A 15,976-nucleotide genomic window follows, 5' to 3' on the forward strand; every position below is an offset into this window, starting at 1 on the left:
TGAGCCTAATACTAATAACCTGCCGCGTTAAAGTCAGGTAAAAACTGCCCTGCTGGCAATCTTTTTACTTGCGTTGTGATTCTACCATCATCATGCAATTCCAACTCTCTCCAGCCTGGAGCAAGATCATCTAGAGCAAAATCATCGGATACAGGTTTAAATTGAACACAAGTGGACGGTGTGGCTAACACACGTACTTGATTGACCATTTGATCCATTTCTTGGTGAATATGACCGCATATCACAGCTTTTACCATTGCGTATTTTTCAAGGATTTGCCAAAAATCTGCGCTGTTTTTTAAGATATGGTTGTCTAACCAAGCACTGCCTGCTGGAATTGGGTGATGATGAAGCAAGACTATGCTATGTCTATCTGAATGCTCAGTAAGCTTTTGTTCCAGCAGCTCAAGCTCACTATCACTCAATCGACCATGAGGAACTCCAGTCACCTGAGAATCTAGCAAGATCATCTGCCAACTATCACCTAAAAGCACATGATTTTCTTGCTTAATTTGTACTGAAGGGAGCACGGAGCTCATAGCTGCTTTTTCATCATGGTTGCCCGGCAACCAAAAACACGGTTGCTTTAAGCAAGCTATACCCGCTGCAAACTTTTGGTAGGCCCCTTCGCTGTGATCCTGACAAATATCACCGGAGGAAATAATGGCGTCGAAATCGTATCCATCGTTTTGCACAGCTTCGACAACAGCTTTGAAGCTATGCTCAGTATTAATACTTAAAAGAGAGTCGTCGTCAGATGCAAAAAGGTGTGTATCCGTAATCTGCAATAACTTTATGCTGCTTTGTTGTGCTGACCTAAACGGCAATTTCATAATTTAGAAACCTAAATTTAATGCTTAATTTTATAATATTGTTGTTTTGCTAATTCCGTGCTTTAAACAAAAGGTGAGCCAATCACCTAAAAAACGATTCAGTTGAGCTTTCTCGTCTTTTTGTAACATCTTGTCATTAGGATAATGATAAACAGGCTTCACACGCTGGATGTGTTCACTACTACACACCTCTGCCACACGGGCGTCGTGGTAAAGCCTGACAGACATTTTTGGCAATGGGAACACTGGGACGTCATCGCTTTGACAGATATCGACAAGAGTTGTGTACTTTGTGATTTCGCCCACTTGCAGTTGGTAAGTCATGTTTGCAGCCTGATAACTGCAGACATGCCCCACTGGCGCATTGCGTGGAACAAGCGCATTAAGTTTTGCATAGTTTGTCTCATATACACGCATCAGCTCAGCAAGATCAACGTGATATGAGTTATTTACTGCTGTGTTCGCCATTGTTTTTGAATTGACTCATAGTTCATTTGTAACCATTGCAAAGCAATAATTGATGCTCCATTTTCAATAATTCCAGCTTCAATGGCCTCGTATGCTTCGACGCGGCTCATCACATGGACTTTTATATCCTCTCCTTCATAGTCTAAACCATGAACGCCATGTGCTGTAGCTGCATCGACTCTACCGATATATACATCAATTTTTTCTGAGCAGCCTCCAGAAGAAGGATAAAACGAGGTAATCTTGTGAAGTTGGTCAATTTCAATTCCCGCTTCTTCCTTTGCCTCACGAATTGCAACTTGCTGAGACGACTCGGCAGTATCAATCACTCCAGCTACAATTTCGAACTGCCATGGGCTTATGTCATCAAGAGCGCCGACTCTCACTTGCTCCACAATGACGACTTGATCTTTCTCAGGATCGTAGGGCAACACGGCAACCGCATGACCTCGCTCAACAAGTTCTCTTTCTATTAGAGCGCTCCAGCCACCATTAAATAATTTGTGTTGAAAATGGCATTTCACCATTTTCAAAAATCCTGTAAAAAGCGGTTCCTTTGACACTATTTTGATATCTTGCGGACCAAAGGTAGGACGTTGCTCTTTAGAATGACGCATTTTTACCTCATATATATGTACGACCAAACCACCGTATTGTGCGTGATTCCAAGTGTAAAGATAACCAGCATATTGGAAAATGTTTGGTATAGTCTACTGAGATAAAGGTAAGACAACAAAGGACGTAGCTCAACTTTTTGTACAAATATTGTAGAAATATTTAAATCTAACAAAAAAATTTGTTGCCCAAGCGGACAATTAATTGCAAAAAGTGCAAAATTGCGGATAAAATAGCATCAATTTCGGTTACACTTCTGGTGTGACCTCTAAATACATTTGGCAGGAATAGGACATATGAAAAAACTGCTTCCATTATTAATCAGTGCAGCCATCGGTACCGTCAGTACTTCTTCTTGGGCCGAGAATCTTACTGAAATTTATAACCAAGCAAAAAAGAACGACCCTACATTACTTAGCTCAGCTGCAACTCGTGATTCGACTGTGGAAGCTGTTAATTCGACGCGTGGCGCATTACTACCTCAAATCGATCTAACTGGTAGTACAACCGCTTATAGAGGTACCTCTGGTGGAGCTGACTCTGATTACAACCAATGGAGTTCATCTCTTACATTAACTCAAGCTCTATACGATCGTTCTAGCTGGATTGACTTAACTACGGCGCAAAAAAATGCTCGTAAAGCCGATGCAACTTATGCAGCCGCGCAGCAAGATTTAATTATGCGTACCGCAACTGCGTATTTTGATGTTCTAAAAGCCAAAGATAACTTGGCCTTTGTGCAAGCAGAAAAAGCCTCGGTTGGTCGCCAATTAGAACAAACCAAGCAACGTTTTGATGTAGGGCTATCCGCCATTACTGACGTTCAAAATGCACAGGCTGATTATGACAGCGTATTAGCCAGCGAGATAACGGCTAAAAATGACTTACTAAACAGCTATGAAGGCTTACGTGAGATTACAGGCCAAGAGCCAACTAACTTAGCTGTGCTGGATACTAAACGTTTTTCTGCAAGCAAGTTACCAGAGAGTCTTAACCAATTACTTGCTCAAGCGAAAAAGAAAAACTTAAGCCTATTGGCTGCTCGCATTACACAAGATATAGCACGTGATAATATTAAAAATGCAGAAGCGGGTCATTTACCAACACTATCTCTAAGTAGTGGCTATACAAAAGCAGAGAACTTTGACGCAAGCTCCACTTCAGGAACTCAGAATTCTACAACTGGGCAATTCAGTGTTGGACTAGACTTAGACGTACCAATATATTCTGGTGGCAGCGTTAACTCACTCACGAAACAAGCTGAATACGATTACATCGCTTCGAGCCAAGACCTAGAGTCCACTTATCGTTCAGTAGTAGCGAACGTGCGTGCATACTACAACAACGTCAATGCTTCGATTGGCTCTATCGCCGCTTATAAACAAGCTGTCGTTTCTGCTAAGTCTTCACTTGAAGCAACAGAGGCGGGTTTTGAAGTAGGTACTCGTACTATCGTTGATGTATTAAACGCAACGCAAAGCTTGTACGAAGCAAATGAGAACCTGGCGGATGCTCGCTACACATACATTCTTAACGTTCTTCAGCTAAAAGAGTACGTCGGTATTCTAAGTGAGCAAGATGTCCTAGATATCAATGCTGGCCTTGAGTCTGCCACAAAAGCGGCTCAGCAAAAGCTGGCAGCAGAAAAAGCAGCCAAAGCGAAAGCTGCGAAGAAAACCACACATAAAAAATAAGCCTTGTTTAGACCTCGATTAAAAAAGCGCTTGCCTAACGGCAAGCGCTTTTCTTTATAAGTAAACAAAAAAGTTGAGCTGTTAGCCTCGACCGCCTTTGATCGCATCAATAATTTCGGAAGTTGAACAGCCATCTTCAAAGTTCAGTACTTTCACTTCACCACCTGCCGCAATCACTTCTTTTCCACCAGCGATCTCTTCAGGTTTATAGTCACCACCTTTCACCAATAGGTTAGGCAGCACTTCTGAAATCAGCCTTTGCGGGGTTTCCTCGCTAAATGGAACCACCCAATCGACGGCACCAAGCCCCGCTAATACAGCCATACGACGATCGGTCGGATTAATTGGACGACCAGGCCCTTTAAGCATTTTCACTGACTCGTCAGTATTTACTGCTACAATTAGGCGATCGCCCAACTCACTAGCATGGTTAAGATACGAAACATGACCAGCGTGGAGGATGTCAAAGCAACCATTGGTCATCACGACTTTTTCGCCTTTTTCTTGCGCGCGTTTTACCGCTGCAATCAACTCATGCTCTTCGACCACACCAAAATCAGTATCTTGGCTACCATGCACCGCTTCAGCAAGTTCAATCGTTGACACGGTAGACGTACCAACCTTGCCCACGACCACACCAGCAGCCGCATTGGCTAATGCACAAGCTTCATCCAATGCTTTACCTGAAGCAACAGACGCCGCCAAAACAGATATAACGGTATCACCTGCACCCGTCACGTCGTAAACCTCTTTAGCTTGAGTAGGCAAATGCAGTGGTTCTTTATCGCGCTGGAGTAACGTCATTCCGTGTTCACTGCGAGTCACCAACAACGCTTCAAAATCGAATTCTTCAATTAGCTCTAGGCCTTTTTCAACTAACTCCTGAACCGAACTAACCTTACCCACCACATCTTCAAATTCAGCCATATTTGGCGTCAGCAAAGTAGCTCCGCGGTAACGTTCAAAATCCGCCCCTTTCGGGTCAATAAAGACAGGAACTTTAGCTTCTCTCGCTTTTTGAATAAAGCGTTGAACATGCTCCAAAGCGCCTTTGGCATAATCTGAAAGCACCACCGATTTTACTTTCGGCAGCGCTTGTTCCATGCGTGAAAGCACAAGCTCTTCGTCAATATCTTCAAACTTATCTTCAAAGTCGAGACGAATAAGCTGTTGGCTACGGCTTAGAATTCGAAGCTTAGTAATCGTCGGGTAATTCGGCAGAGAAACAAAATCACAGGTCACTTTTAAAGAACTCAAAATTTCATTGAGTGTTTTGGCTGGCTCGTCGATTCCGGTAAAACCAACCAAGTGCGCATGCCCACCGAGAGAAGCAATGTTCATCGCAACGTTTGCTGCTCCACCAGGTCGCTCTTCGTTGCTCTCAACTTTAACGACAGGGACTGGGGCTTCTGGTGAAATGCGCCCAGTTGGGCCATGCCAGTACCTATCTAGCATGATATCGCCAATGATCAGAACGCCAGAGTCACTGTAATCTGGTAGGATCGGTTTCATTCTTGTTCTCCATATGGGGTCAATTGACCTTAAGCCTTCTATATGTTCAATAACGACAGGCTGTCACTTTGTTGCGCAGAATTTTAACAGAAAATAGCCTTAAAGCTACTTTATGCTCGGTTTACTCACCTAACCATTCATTCCATGCCAGCTGAACAGCTTTGCGCTCTGCTTGGTATTTATCTTCTGCGACGTCGGCGTCTAGGTTTAATAAATTTCTACGGTGGATTTGATCGCGCATGGTCGTGTAGGCATGAGTAATATCGGTAGCTTGGCCTTTTTCCATAACGTCCTGCTCGACCAAACTTTCAAATATACGAACATTGTCTGACCATTCCGTTAACTTCGGCTTTTCAGCACTAAAGTTAAGCACCAAATACTGGGCAAGGAATTCAATGTCAGTAATACCACCACTATCTTGCTTGAGTAAAAAACGACCCGGTTTTTGAGAAGCTAAGTGCTTGTACATTTTCTCGCGCATCTCCACCACTTGCGTTTTTAACTCACGTTGATCACGTTGTTGAGTTAAGACATCTTTTCGCGTCTTTTCAAAAGTTTCCGCTAGTTGCTTATCGCCCCAAATCACTCGCGCTCTGATCAAAGCTTGATGTTCCCATGTCCAAGCATCTTGTTTTTGGTACTCATCGAAGGCTTGTGCTGAACTGACTAGCAACCCAGAACTACCTGATGGCCGTAATCGGGTATCTACTTCATATAATATCCCAGAAGACGTTCTAACAGAAAATATATGAATGATGCGCTGAGCCAAACGCAAATAAAACTGTTTCCCATCAATCTCTTTCTTACCGTCGGTGTATACGTTGGATGGGCAATCGTGCATAAATACCAAATCTAAATCAGATTTGTAACCAAGCTCCCACCCACCTACTTTTCCATACCCAACAACAGCAAACCCTTGCCCTTCGCGATCTTTTATATGCGTTGGCTCACCATACTTTTCCGCCATTTGCGACCAAGCTTGCTGAACGACTTCTCCAACGATAGCTTCGGCTAAATAGGTAAGATGGTCGCTTACTTTCATGATCGGTAGCACGCCTGCAATGTCAGCAGCAGCGATACGGAGCATACTAATCTGCTTAAACTGTCGCAGTGCCTCCATCTGCTGTTCCATGTCACCTGCGGGAATACGAGCTACATAGTCACTCAGTTCTGATTTGTAGGCGGAAAAAGGTGGTGGGTTATAAAGATGTTGAGGGTCTAGCAGCTCATCGAGCAGAATTGGATATCGGCCAAGTTGACGTGAAATCATAGGGCTAGCAGTACAAAGCTTAACAAGTTGACCAAGTGCAGCGCTATGTTCATCTAACAGCTCTAAGTAGGTTGTTCGAGTCGCTATCTTATTGAGCAGGTGTAGTACGCGCTCAAGGCCAAACTCAGCATCTTGGTTGCTAAAAATAGCCGCAAACACCTTAGGCATTAGGTGGTTTAACACTTCTCGACCACGAGGGCCCAACGTTTTCTTGGCTAAATCTCGCTTAAATTGGACGATTTGGTCGGCAAGTGCTTCACTTTGAGCAACTGCGATATCGTGTTCCAACACCTGTCGAATGGTTTCTAGCTTATCTGTCATATCCCACAAATCGTGGAATTTTGAATCAACATTTGATCCTTCTTCAGGTTCTTCGCCAATTAATTGCTCAAAAACCTTATGTACACCAGCCATATGATTTGCTGTTTCTTCTGCTAATTGAGACCAACCTTGGTAGCCCATTGCAGTGGCTAATTTAAGCTGTTCTAGAGAATCTTCGGGTAGTGTTTGAGTCTGTTTGTCATCGAGCGCTTGAAGTAAGTTTTCTAACTTGCGCAAATAAAAGTAGGCGGATTTAAGAGTATCGAACTCTTGGTCTTCAATTAACGCAAGGGTTTGGATTCCATCTAATGTTTCAAGCAAACCTCGTTGTCTTAAGCTTGGCTCTCGTCCGCCTCGAATCAGTTGAAATACCTGCGCGATAAATTCAATCTCTCGTATGCCACCAGCTCCGAGCTTTATGTTGTTTTGCATACCACTACGGCGAACTTCGCGGCTGATCATCGACTTCATTCTTCTAAGGGATTGAATGGCACTAAAGTCAATATAACGCCGGAAAACAAATGGGCGAAGTAGTTGCCTGAGCTCTTGGTATTGAGAGTACATTTCTTTTCCCATTACTCGAGCTTTGATCATGGCATATCTTTCCCAGTCTCTTCCTTGCTCCTGATAGTAATCTTCTAATGCGGCATAACTCATAACCAAAGGACCGCTCTCACCAAATGGACGCAAGCGCATGTCTACCCGGTAGCAAAAACCATCCACTGTATGATGAGAAAGCGCTTTGATAATCCGCTGACCAAGCCTTGTAAAAAATTGCGCATTGGCAATGCTACGACGAGCACCTATCGTTTCGCCGTTTTCAGGGTAAGTAAAAATGAGATCGATATCAGAGGAAAAATTTAGCTCGCCACCACCAAGTTTTCCCATGCCAATAATGAGCATTGGCTGCGCTTCGCCTGATGAATTAGTCGGTGTTCCCCATTCATGACAGCAAACTTGATATTGCCATTGATAGGTTTCAAATATCAGCGCTTCAGCCAGCAGTGATAAGTGTTGCAGGCTGTCTTTGAGTGACCAAGATTGGGTAAAATCTCTCCAAGCGATGTATACCATTTCCCTATTACGGAATCGCCTCAGAGCTCTGTACGCTTCATCGTCATTATTACACTGCTTAAGTAGCTCTTCTAATCGACATCGATACTGTACTGTTCTTGATTCATCTTCCAACATCTGAGGCAGCAATATGGATAACTCATCATCTTTGACTAACGTATCGCCAACAAATTTGCTAAGCCCCAGGACATACTTTAGTTCTTGTAAACGCACTTTTGACCAATTTGATATCGATTGGCTGTGAGTTTGCATGATAGCCTCTAGGGCAGCTTCTGAATCAGAAAGGAGTGGCTTCGGAAGTGACATTTTCTATCCTTGATTCTAAGCACCGTCGTGCCTGAGTAAGTGAGAGTATTAAAGCACTATACCCAAATAAAAGGCATTAAAAAACGCCCATAATGCTATGAGCGTTTGTTTCTTTTACAATTTGATTAAACTATCTCTAGGTGAGGGTTTAGACGGTAAAGGAGGTAATTTTCTGATCGAGTTCTTCGGCATTCCTCTGCATGATCTCTGACGTTTCGAGAAGTTCCCCAACCACAGTCACCGAAGCTTCAACCAGCCCTCTCACATTGGTTAGGTTTTGGTTCATTTCCTCTGCGACGCTACTTTGCTGGCTTGCGGCCGTCGCTATCTGGAAGTTCATATCGTTAATTTGATTTACTTGGTTAACGATACCATCCAACTCATTGCCTGCGTTGGTAACCAAATCTACACCCTCCGCCGCCTCTTCAACGCTTTTTTCCATCAAAGATACTGCAGACTTAGCGCTCGCTTGCAGTTGACTAATCATCTCTTGAATTTCGACCGTCGCTTGCTGAGTACGTTGGGCTAAGTTACGAACTTCATCTGCAACAACAGCAAAACCGCGACCAGCTTCACCTGCACGCGCAGCTTCGATTGCGGCATTGAGTGCTAACAAATTGGTCTGTTCGGAAATACCTTGAATTGTTCCAACAACACTACCGATCGACTCTACACTTTCTTCTACTTGATTAACCGCATTGGCAGAAGACGATATATCGTCTGAGAGCTCACTAATTTTTGAGACAGTGCTTTGCACAAACTCCTGACCAGTTTGTGCTTGCTGTGAAGCATTTTCTGTCAGGGACGAAGCGTTGTTTGCGTGATCGGCCACAGTTTGCACCGTTGAGCTCATTTCACTCATGGCCGTAGCAAGTTGGTCGATTTCGTTAAATTCTTCCTGAGCAGACTCTTTTGTTTCCGACATGCTCATCGTCATCGTTTCCGTCAGGCCAGCAAGTTGGTTTGAAGCGTCAATTTGCATCTTGATCATTTCTTGTAGCTGCAAACGAGTTTTTTCAAGCTCACGCGAAACATCACCATATTCGTCTTTACATTCCATACTAATTGGAACAGACAAATTTTTGCTCGCCATTTGACGAATAGATTCACTGATATAACGAGTTTGCCTCAGCATAATGTTGGCGGCGGCCATGAGTAGAACAACAAAGATAACGATTAAGAAAACCGTTTGCCAAGCTCCTTGGATGAGGTAGGCTTCATAATGTTTCTGTGCTAATTCAGGATCTTGTGTCGATGCAAGGAGCGAACTGTAAAAAGTACTGGCATCCCAAAGCTGTTTAATAATAATAAGGATTGTGCTAAAGACCATTAACATAACCATTTTGGGAACTAACCGAATATCTGTGATCAACCGTTCCCATGGCTTAAATGACATCGTTGCCATTGCTTTTCTCCAAGTAGCTGAGATTCAATGCTTCATTCTTACACTGATAATCCATTGATATAAATTATACTTTGATGTACTAAAAAAGTAAGGTGAGACTTCAAGCCAAAAAACACCAGTCACACTATTTTATAGTGAACGTAAATAGATGCTCTCTAATCTTGCTACTTAGGTATATCGGCAATAAATCGGAAACTTGAGTAAGATATGCAATAAAACATTGATTATTAGATCAAAGTACCAGCGCTACTCTAACTATTCTATCGTCAATTTTTTTCTATCGCAGTTAGAATTTCTACTCTACCAAAATTGGCTGTTCTTAGTGCTGCCAATAGCGAGTCGCTTCTAAACAAATCTGCCTAGTTTGCTCCATTGCATGAAGAATCGAGTTCGTTTTTCTCTCCAGCCACTTTTCCAACTGCATCTGATCATCACTTTCTAAATTGGGAACTTGTTGCTCCATTGGCTCGAGCATAAGAAGATCATCAATACCTTGCAATAAGTCAGCCCAAGGTAAACGGTACTGCTCACGCTCTTCAACATCAAACAAGCTGGCAAATGAAATTCCGGTATACAAATTACGTCGAAGAAGTTCTTTTTGCTCAATATAATCCTGCTTCGAAAGGTTGAGCTCTGGAGCAAACTTCTCAGATAGTTCGCCCCACGCTCTATCAAGCTGACGAATCGCAAATACGTAAACATTACTCGACATCTCAAATTCAGAACGATCGTCTAAAAATGGTCGCCAACCACTCGTTAAAACCCAACGACTGAGATCTAAAAGTAAACCGGTGTAGCGTGCTGAGCTCATGAGTTCCAGAATATCTTCTTCGGGCGGGAACCGTAAAGATTGCTCGCTCAAAGAAGCAAGTATGCCTTTACGAGCATCAAGCTTACGCAAGGTATGACCCTTTTCTGCAGTAAGTTGTTCTAAATAAACACGCTCATCTAACCACTCAAACTCTCGTTCTAACCACTTAAGCTCTTGGCGCAAAATAGCGCTGGCTTTACGCGGCACAACAGAGGCAAAAGTCGATAAGATTTGCCGAATAAAACTGACCGAATGGCGAACCTGTAAAAGAGCTTCAGTTGTCGGTTTATCGCTGTACAACTGTTCGTGTTGCTGCCAATGCTTCAACCCATGTTCTAAGGAATTGATAAAGCATTTTTCAATGCTATCGCTTTCTTGGGTATTCACTAAACCGATGGCTTTGGGCTCATTTGGCTTAGCACCTAATGCTAAGCGATAACCTTTGGCCGCTTTGCTGACACTACCCAGTCGAGCACCACCTTGATCGCATATCGATCTTGCTAATGCGAATAGTGCATCGGTTTGGCCCGATCTTAGCTCTAATTCAACCTCACAAATTGGAACTTGCTTGTCACCTGCCACGACACTTCCGCTGTCGAACGCCACCTCAATTTGACTGCCATCTTCCATCGCGATTAGCCATTGCTCACGAGTGAAATCGGTCGTAAATAGCGGAAGTAGTGCATCATTAATCGAATCCACTTGCTTGCCTGCGGGCCAAATGTCTTCAGGGTGTAATGAGAGATCTGGGATATTGCTACTATGTTCAGCATTATATTCAGGCCTTTGATGTAAACCAGCCACCACTCGACCAGAGGTTTTTACTGTCTGCACGTATACATCATCAAAGCGACGGATTCTTAGTCCAATATCGTGTTGACGTAGCCAGTGCTCTGGCGTATCAAAGTAGGTGTTTTCCAGCTGTTTGACACTATGCTGTAATAGCTTTTTTTGAGAAATTTTGTTGCGTAAATATTGAGAAAAATCCTCAGAGACCAAAAACTTTAGCTCTATCTCAGTTTCCATAGTCATACCTTTCCAAGCAGTTAAAAACAGGATATGGCCAATCTTGCCAGTGAGCAAGTAGAGAAATATCTTCGATAAGATGATTTAAAACTATTTTAATGATCGATTTTATAGGTTACCATGCGCGCCTTTATAGCCATCGCTCAACATTTCGCCATGAGTTGGTGTATGTTATTTTAAGGTTATATTTATCAGGTTGAACAACCATGCCAGTAAATACAATTTTGGGGTTATTTGCAAAGTCCCCTATTAAGCCTTTGCAACGTCACATTGTTTGCGTAAATGAATGTGCTTCACACCTAGTTAACTTTTTTGAAGTGAGTTCAAAAGGTGACTGGGAAAAAGCTGGAGAGATCCGCGCACAAATTTCTCATTTAGAGAAAGAAGCTGACGTCCTAAAACGTGAGATTCGCTTGAAGCTTCCTCGCGGCCTATTTATGCCCGTAGACAGAAGCGACATGCTTGAACTTCTTACTCAACAAGACAAACTTGCCAACCTATCAAAAGATATTGCAGGCCGAGTATTCGGTCGTCAGTTGGTGATCCCCGAGCCACTTCAAGAAAACTTTATTGCTTATGTAAAGCGTTGCCTAGATGCAGCGGATCAAGCTCAGAAAGTGATCAACGAGCTCGATGAATTATTGGAAACTGGATTTAAAGGCCGTGAAGTAACGCTTGTGGCTGAGATGATCCATCAACTGGACGTGATTGAAGACGACACCGATGCTATGCAAATTGAGCTTCGTCAGCAACTGATGGCGATTGAATCAAAGTATAACCCTATCGATGTCATGTTTTTGTACAAAATTTTGGAATGGGTTGGTGGTATTGCCGACCAAGCACAGCGTGTTGGCGCTCGCTTGGAAGTAATGCTTTCTCGTTCTTAATTTTTGTAAATTAACCACTTAAGCAACAGCTTGGCCTAAATCAGTAATTAGAGTGAGGAAAACTTCGCTCGTGGTTTATTCGTGCCCAGTTTTGCTATTTATGTTTTTAACAACTAGGTAATACGATGGAAATCCTTGCGCATTACGGTTCTGTCCTGATTTCATTGGCAGCAATTTTCGGTCTTTTAATGGCTATCGGTATTGGTGCAAATGATGTGGCGAATGCTATGGGCACTTCAGTGGGCTCAAAAGCACTAACCGTAAAACAAGCGATCTTAATTGCAATGGTCTTCGAATTTGCGGGAGCTTATCTCGCAGGCGGCCAAGTCACCGACACCATCCGAAAGGGTGTTATTGAACCTTCTCTTTTTGCTCATCAACCTCAAGTTCTTGTATACGGAATGCTTGCAGCCCTACTTGCCGCCGGCGCATGGTTGCTTATCGCTTCCTATATGGGCTGGCCTGTATCAACGACTCACTCAATCATCGGCGCCATCATTGGTTTCGCCTGTGTTTCTGTGGGTTCTGACGCAGTCAACTGGAGCTCATTTAAAGGCATTGTAGGCAGCTGGATAGTGACGCCTATCATTTCTGGTTTCCTCGCCTATCTAATATTTGTCAGTGCCCAACGACTAATATTTGATACTGAAAAGCCTCTGCAAAACGCAAAAAGATTTGTACCTGTGTACATGTTCATCACTACGATGGTTATCGCATTAGTTACTATAAAGAAAGGTCTAACCCATGTTGGCTTGCACCTTACTAATGTAGAAGCTTGGATTTGGTCGGTTGGTATATCTGCACTCGTGATGCTTGGTGGCTACCTGTACATCCATAAGAAATTTGCGCACCGTGAAGACGATCATGGTTTCGCTGGTGTAGAGAGCATCTTTAGTATTCTTATGGTTGTCACCGCTTGTGCGATGGCATTTGCTCATGGTTCAAACGATGTGGCTAACGCGATTGGTCCACTAGCAGCGGTTGTTTCTACTGTTACTCAACTTGGCGCTGTGGCAGCAAAAAGCTCTATCGCTTGGTGGATTCTACCACTAGGTGGATTCGGTATCGTTGTTGGCTTAGCAACAATGGGGCACCGTGTTATGGCAACAGTAGGTACTGGTATTACTGAACTAACGCCAAGCCGAGGCTTCGCTGCTCAGCTTGCAACAGCTTCAACCGTTGTATTAGCATCAGGTACTGGATTGCCAATTTCAACCACTCAAACACTCGTTGGTGCTGTTTTGGGTGTGGGCTTTGCTCGCGGTATCGCGGCTCTAAACCTTGGCGTGGTGCGCAACATTGTTGCTTCGTGGATCATTACACTGCCTGCCGGAGCTCTATTGTCCGTTATCTTCTTCTACGCGATTCGCGCAGTATTTGGATAAATCAGGTCAATGCAGTGTAAACACACTGTCATTATTGACTCAAACGCACAGAAAGGGAGGTTTTGCCTCCCTTCTTTGTTGCACAACCTCAAGAAACTTCTTACTATTTCTGCACAAACTCAACACCCAAATAAATAAGAAATATACCTAAGTAACATAAAGGTATGGCTAGCACTATTCGAAAACTCTTTTCGCTGCTAAAGTACAAGGCAGATTAAGTACCTCGAATATAAAATTTGAAGAAAAGTTAAAGGATTTACCGTGAACAAGCTGATTTGCGTCGTTTTAGTCTCAATGCTAACTGCCCCTCTTGCATTCGCTCAGGACCGATATATCGCAGACAAATTATTTACTTATATACACTCAGGCCCGAGTAACCAATATCGAATCATTGGTAGTGTTGATGCTGGGCAAAAAGTGCAATATCTTAAAACCGATAAAGATACTGGCTACACAGAAATTGTCGATGAGAAAGGTCGTACTGGCTGGGTAGAAAGTCGGTTTGTTACTACTCAAGAAAGTATGGCTGTCCGTCTGCCTAAGCTTGAAAAAGAGCTAACAGATGTGAAAACTCAGCTAGCCAATGCGAAAACCAACTCTGACAATGAAAAAGCAGGCTTAATTGAATCCTTAGATGCTCGTAACCAACAAATTTCTGAGTTAGAGCAAAACTACAGTGATATCAGTCAAAAACTTACTGCGTCTCAGTCTGAAATCCGCAAACTACGCGCACGAATTGATACACAAAAAGAAGACTTGTTGATGAAGTACTTTATGTATGGCGGCGGTGTTGCTGGTGGTGGCTTACTCTTTGGCTTACTTCTTCCGCACTTGATTCCTCGTCGCAAGAAGAAGCACCCAGGCTGGAATTAATCTTAGAAAGAACAAACCATCGAATAGGCTACAATATCGTGGCCTATTTTAATTAGCTTACCTCTTTTTCTCGCTAGGTCGAATTTACGTATTACCTATACTTGAAGTACCTTTAGCTCCATGCAATTTCAGGAGACAGTATGAAAACGTATTTAGTTGGTGGAGCCGTTAGGGATAAACTTCTCAACCTCAGTAGCCATGATAGAGATTGGCTAGTCGTAGGTAGTACACCTGATGAAATGCAATCACTTGGCTACTCATCTGTTGGTAAAGACTTTCCTGTATTTCTACATCCAGAAACAAAAGAAGAACATGCCCTTGCCCGCACAGAAAAAAAGGTTGGGAAAGGATATAGCGGATTTGAATGCTACTTTTCTCCAGACGTCACTCTCGAAGAGGATTTACTTCGACGTGACCTGACCATCAACGCCATTGCTCAAGACTCATCCGGAAAAATTTATGACCCATATAATGGACAGCAAGACATTGCGGATAAAGTGCTACGCCACGTCTCCACAGCCTTTAGTGAAGACCCTTTAAGAGTACTTCGAGTCGCTCGGTTCGCTGCAAAGCTTCATCACCTTGGTTTCAAGGTCGCTGACGAGACAATGTCGTTAATGCGGTCTATGAATCAAAGTGGAGAACTCCGCCATTTAACCGCTGAACGAGTATGGCAAGAGTGGCACAAGTCTCTATTAACGCCTGCCCCCCAAATATTTCTATCGGTCCTTAGAGAGTGTGGTGCTCTGTCTACCATTCTGCCAGAATTAGATAGGCTATTTGGTGTTCCTCAACCTGAGAAATGGCATCCAGAAATCGATACAGGAATTCATACATTAATGGTTGCGGAACAAGCGGCAAAATTGAGCCAATCCACCACCGTTCGCTTTGCAGCGCAGATGCATGACTTAGGCAAGGCTGCTACCCCTCAAGCGGAATGGCCAAGCCACAAAATGCATGAATTACGTGGTCTAGAAATCATAAAGCAGCTCTGCGAACGTTTACGCGTACCGAAAGATCACAAGCAGCTCGCATTGCTTGTATGCGAGCAACACACCAATATACATCGTGCAAAAGAGCTTAAAGCCACCACCATAGTCAAAGTCCTTAATAAACTCGATGTCTGGCGCAAGCCCGAACGTTTAGAAGAAGTGTTGACTTGCTGTCAAGCTGATCATGCAGGCAGACTCGGTTTAGAAGACTTGCCCTACCCACAAAAACAAATATTTTTAAATGCTTATCAAACGGCTAACTCGCTTACCGCCAAAGAAATCATTGCGGATGGGGTTAGTGGCTCTGAAATACGTACAGAATTGGACAAAAGGCGAGCAAAAGCTATTCAGTCAAATAAAGCAAATTGGTGAATCATCATTCAATGTTAAGAATGTAAAAGATTTCTACCTCTTTGTATTTTGCTTTTTTCAACATAAAAAGAGATTTTTATACGAGCTTAACAAACTTAAATGCTCATTTTATTTTTAAATAGATTCAATCCG

General features: G+C 43.2%; 10 protein-coding genes and 2 pseudogenes. 5 read left to right on the forward strand and 7 right to left on the reverse strand.

Annotated elements, in window-relative coordinates:
- Positions 1–11: 11 nt before the first annotated feature.
- From cpdA to nudF, 3 genes are read right to left on the reverse strand one after another with little or no spacing between them, the layout of a single operon-like run.
- The gene (gene cpdA, locus ACM2FC_RS15250) at positions 12–833 is read right to left on the reverse strand and encodes a 3',5'-cyclic-AMP phosphodiesterase (protein ID WP_498481819.1); all 822 of its coding nucleotides are present in this window, start codon (positions 831–833) and stop codon (positions 12–14) included.
- 30 nt (positions 834–863) lie between these two features.
- Positions 864–1,301, reverse strand: coding sequence for a DUF1249 family protein (locus tag ACM2FC_RS15255; protein ID WP_498481820.1), 438 nt, complete (start codon positions 1,299–1,301; stop codon positions 864–866).
- A complete protein-coding gene (gene nudF, locus ACM2FC_RS15260) occupies positions 1,283–1,918 on the reverse strand; it encodes an ADP-ribose diphosphatase (protein WP_498481821.1) in 636 nt (211 codons plus the stop codon). Before nudF ends, ACM2FC_RS15255 begins: the two co-directional genes overlap by 19 nt.
- Before the next feature lie 294 nt (positions 1,919–2,212).
- Here nudF and tolC point away from each other — a divergent pair.
- A pseudogene (gene tolC / locus ACM2FC_RS15265) lies at positions 2,213–3,535 on the forward strand (outer membrane channel protein TolC); the annotation flags it as partial.
- 156 nt (positions 3,536–3,691) lie between these two features.
- Here the strand turns inward: tolC and hldE are convergent.
- The 4 genes from hldE to ACM2FC_RS15285 all read right to left on the reverse strand — a co-directional run bounded on the left by hldE (position 3,692) and on the right by ACM2FC_RS15285 (position 11,335).
- Positions 3,692–5,122 (reverse strand): bifunctional D-glycero-beta-D-manno-heptose-7-phosphate kinase/D-glycero-beta-D-manno-heptose 1-phosphate adenylyltransferase HldE, encoded by a 1,431-nt coding sequence (hldE, locus tag ACM2FC_RS15270; RefSeq protein ID WP_498481822.1) that lies wholly within the window; start codon positions 5,120–5,122, stop codon positions 3,692–3,694.
- Positions 5,123–5,243: 121 nt separating this feature from the next.
- Positions 5,244–8,093, reverse strand: coding sequence for a bifunctional [glutamate--ammonia ligase]-adenylyl-L-tyrosine phosphorylase/[glutamate--ammonia-ligase] adenylyltransferase (gene glnE / locus ACM2FC_RS15275; protein ID WP_498481823.1), 2,850 nt, complete (start codon positions 8,091–8,093; stop codon positions 5,244–5,246).
- A 148-nt stretch (positions 8,094–8,241) separates the two neighbouring features.
- The gene (locus ACM2FC_RS15280; RefSeq protein WP_498481824.1) at positions 8,242–9,498 is read right to left on the reverse strand and encodes a methyl-accepting chemotaxis protein; all 1,257 of its coding nucleotides are present in this window, start codon (positions 9,496–9,498) and stop codon (positions 8,242–8,244) included.
- A 319-nt stretch (positions 9,499–9,817) separates the two neighbouring features.
- A complete protein-coding gene (locus ACM2FC_RS15285) occupies positions 9,818–11,335 on the reverse strand; it encodes a CYTH and CHAD domain-containing protein (RefSeq protein ID WP_498481825.1) in 1,518 nt (505 codons plus the stop codon).
- A 206-nt stretch (positions 11,336–11,541) separates the two neighbouring features.
- Between ACM2FC_RS15285 and ACM2FC_RS15290 the strand changes: the two genes are divergently transcribed.
- From ACM2FC_RS15290 to ACM2FC_RS15305, 4 genes and pseudogenes are all read left to right on the forward strand, one after another.
- Positions 11,542–12,222 (forward strand): TIGR00153 family protein, encoded by a 681-nt coding sequence (locus ACM2FC_RS15290; RefSeq protein WP_498481826.1) that lies wholly within the window; start codon positions 11,542–11,544, stop codon positions 12,220–12,222.
- Positions 12,223–12,347: 125 nt separating this feature from the next.
- Positions 12,348–13,607: an inorganic phosphate transporter gene (locus tag ACM2FC_RS15295; protein ID WP_498481827.1), complete on the forward strand. Its 1,260-nt coding sequence runs from the start codon at positions 12,348–12,350 to the stop codon at positions 13,605–13,607.
- Between the two features lie 261 nt (positions 13,608–13,868).
- Entirely contained in the window at positions 13,869–14,480 is a 612-nt protein-coding gene (locus ACM2FC_RS15300) for a TIGR04211 family SH3 domain-containing protein (protein ID WP_498481828.1), read from the forward strand.
- Between the two features lie 146 nt (positions 14,481–14,626).
- Positions 14,627–15,844, forward strand: a pseudogene (locus ACM2FC_RS15305) (multifunctional CCA addition/repair protein); the annotation flags it as partial.
- Positions 15,845–15,976: the final 132 nt, after the last annotated feature.

The organism is Vibrio sp. A37 (assembly GCF_059777565.1).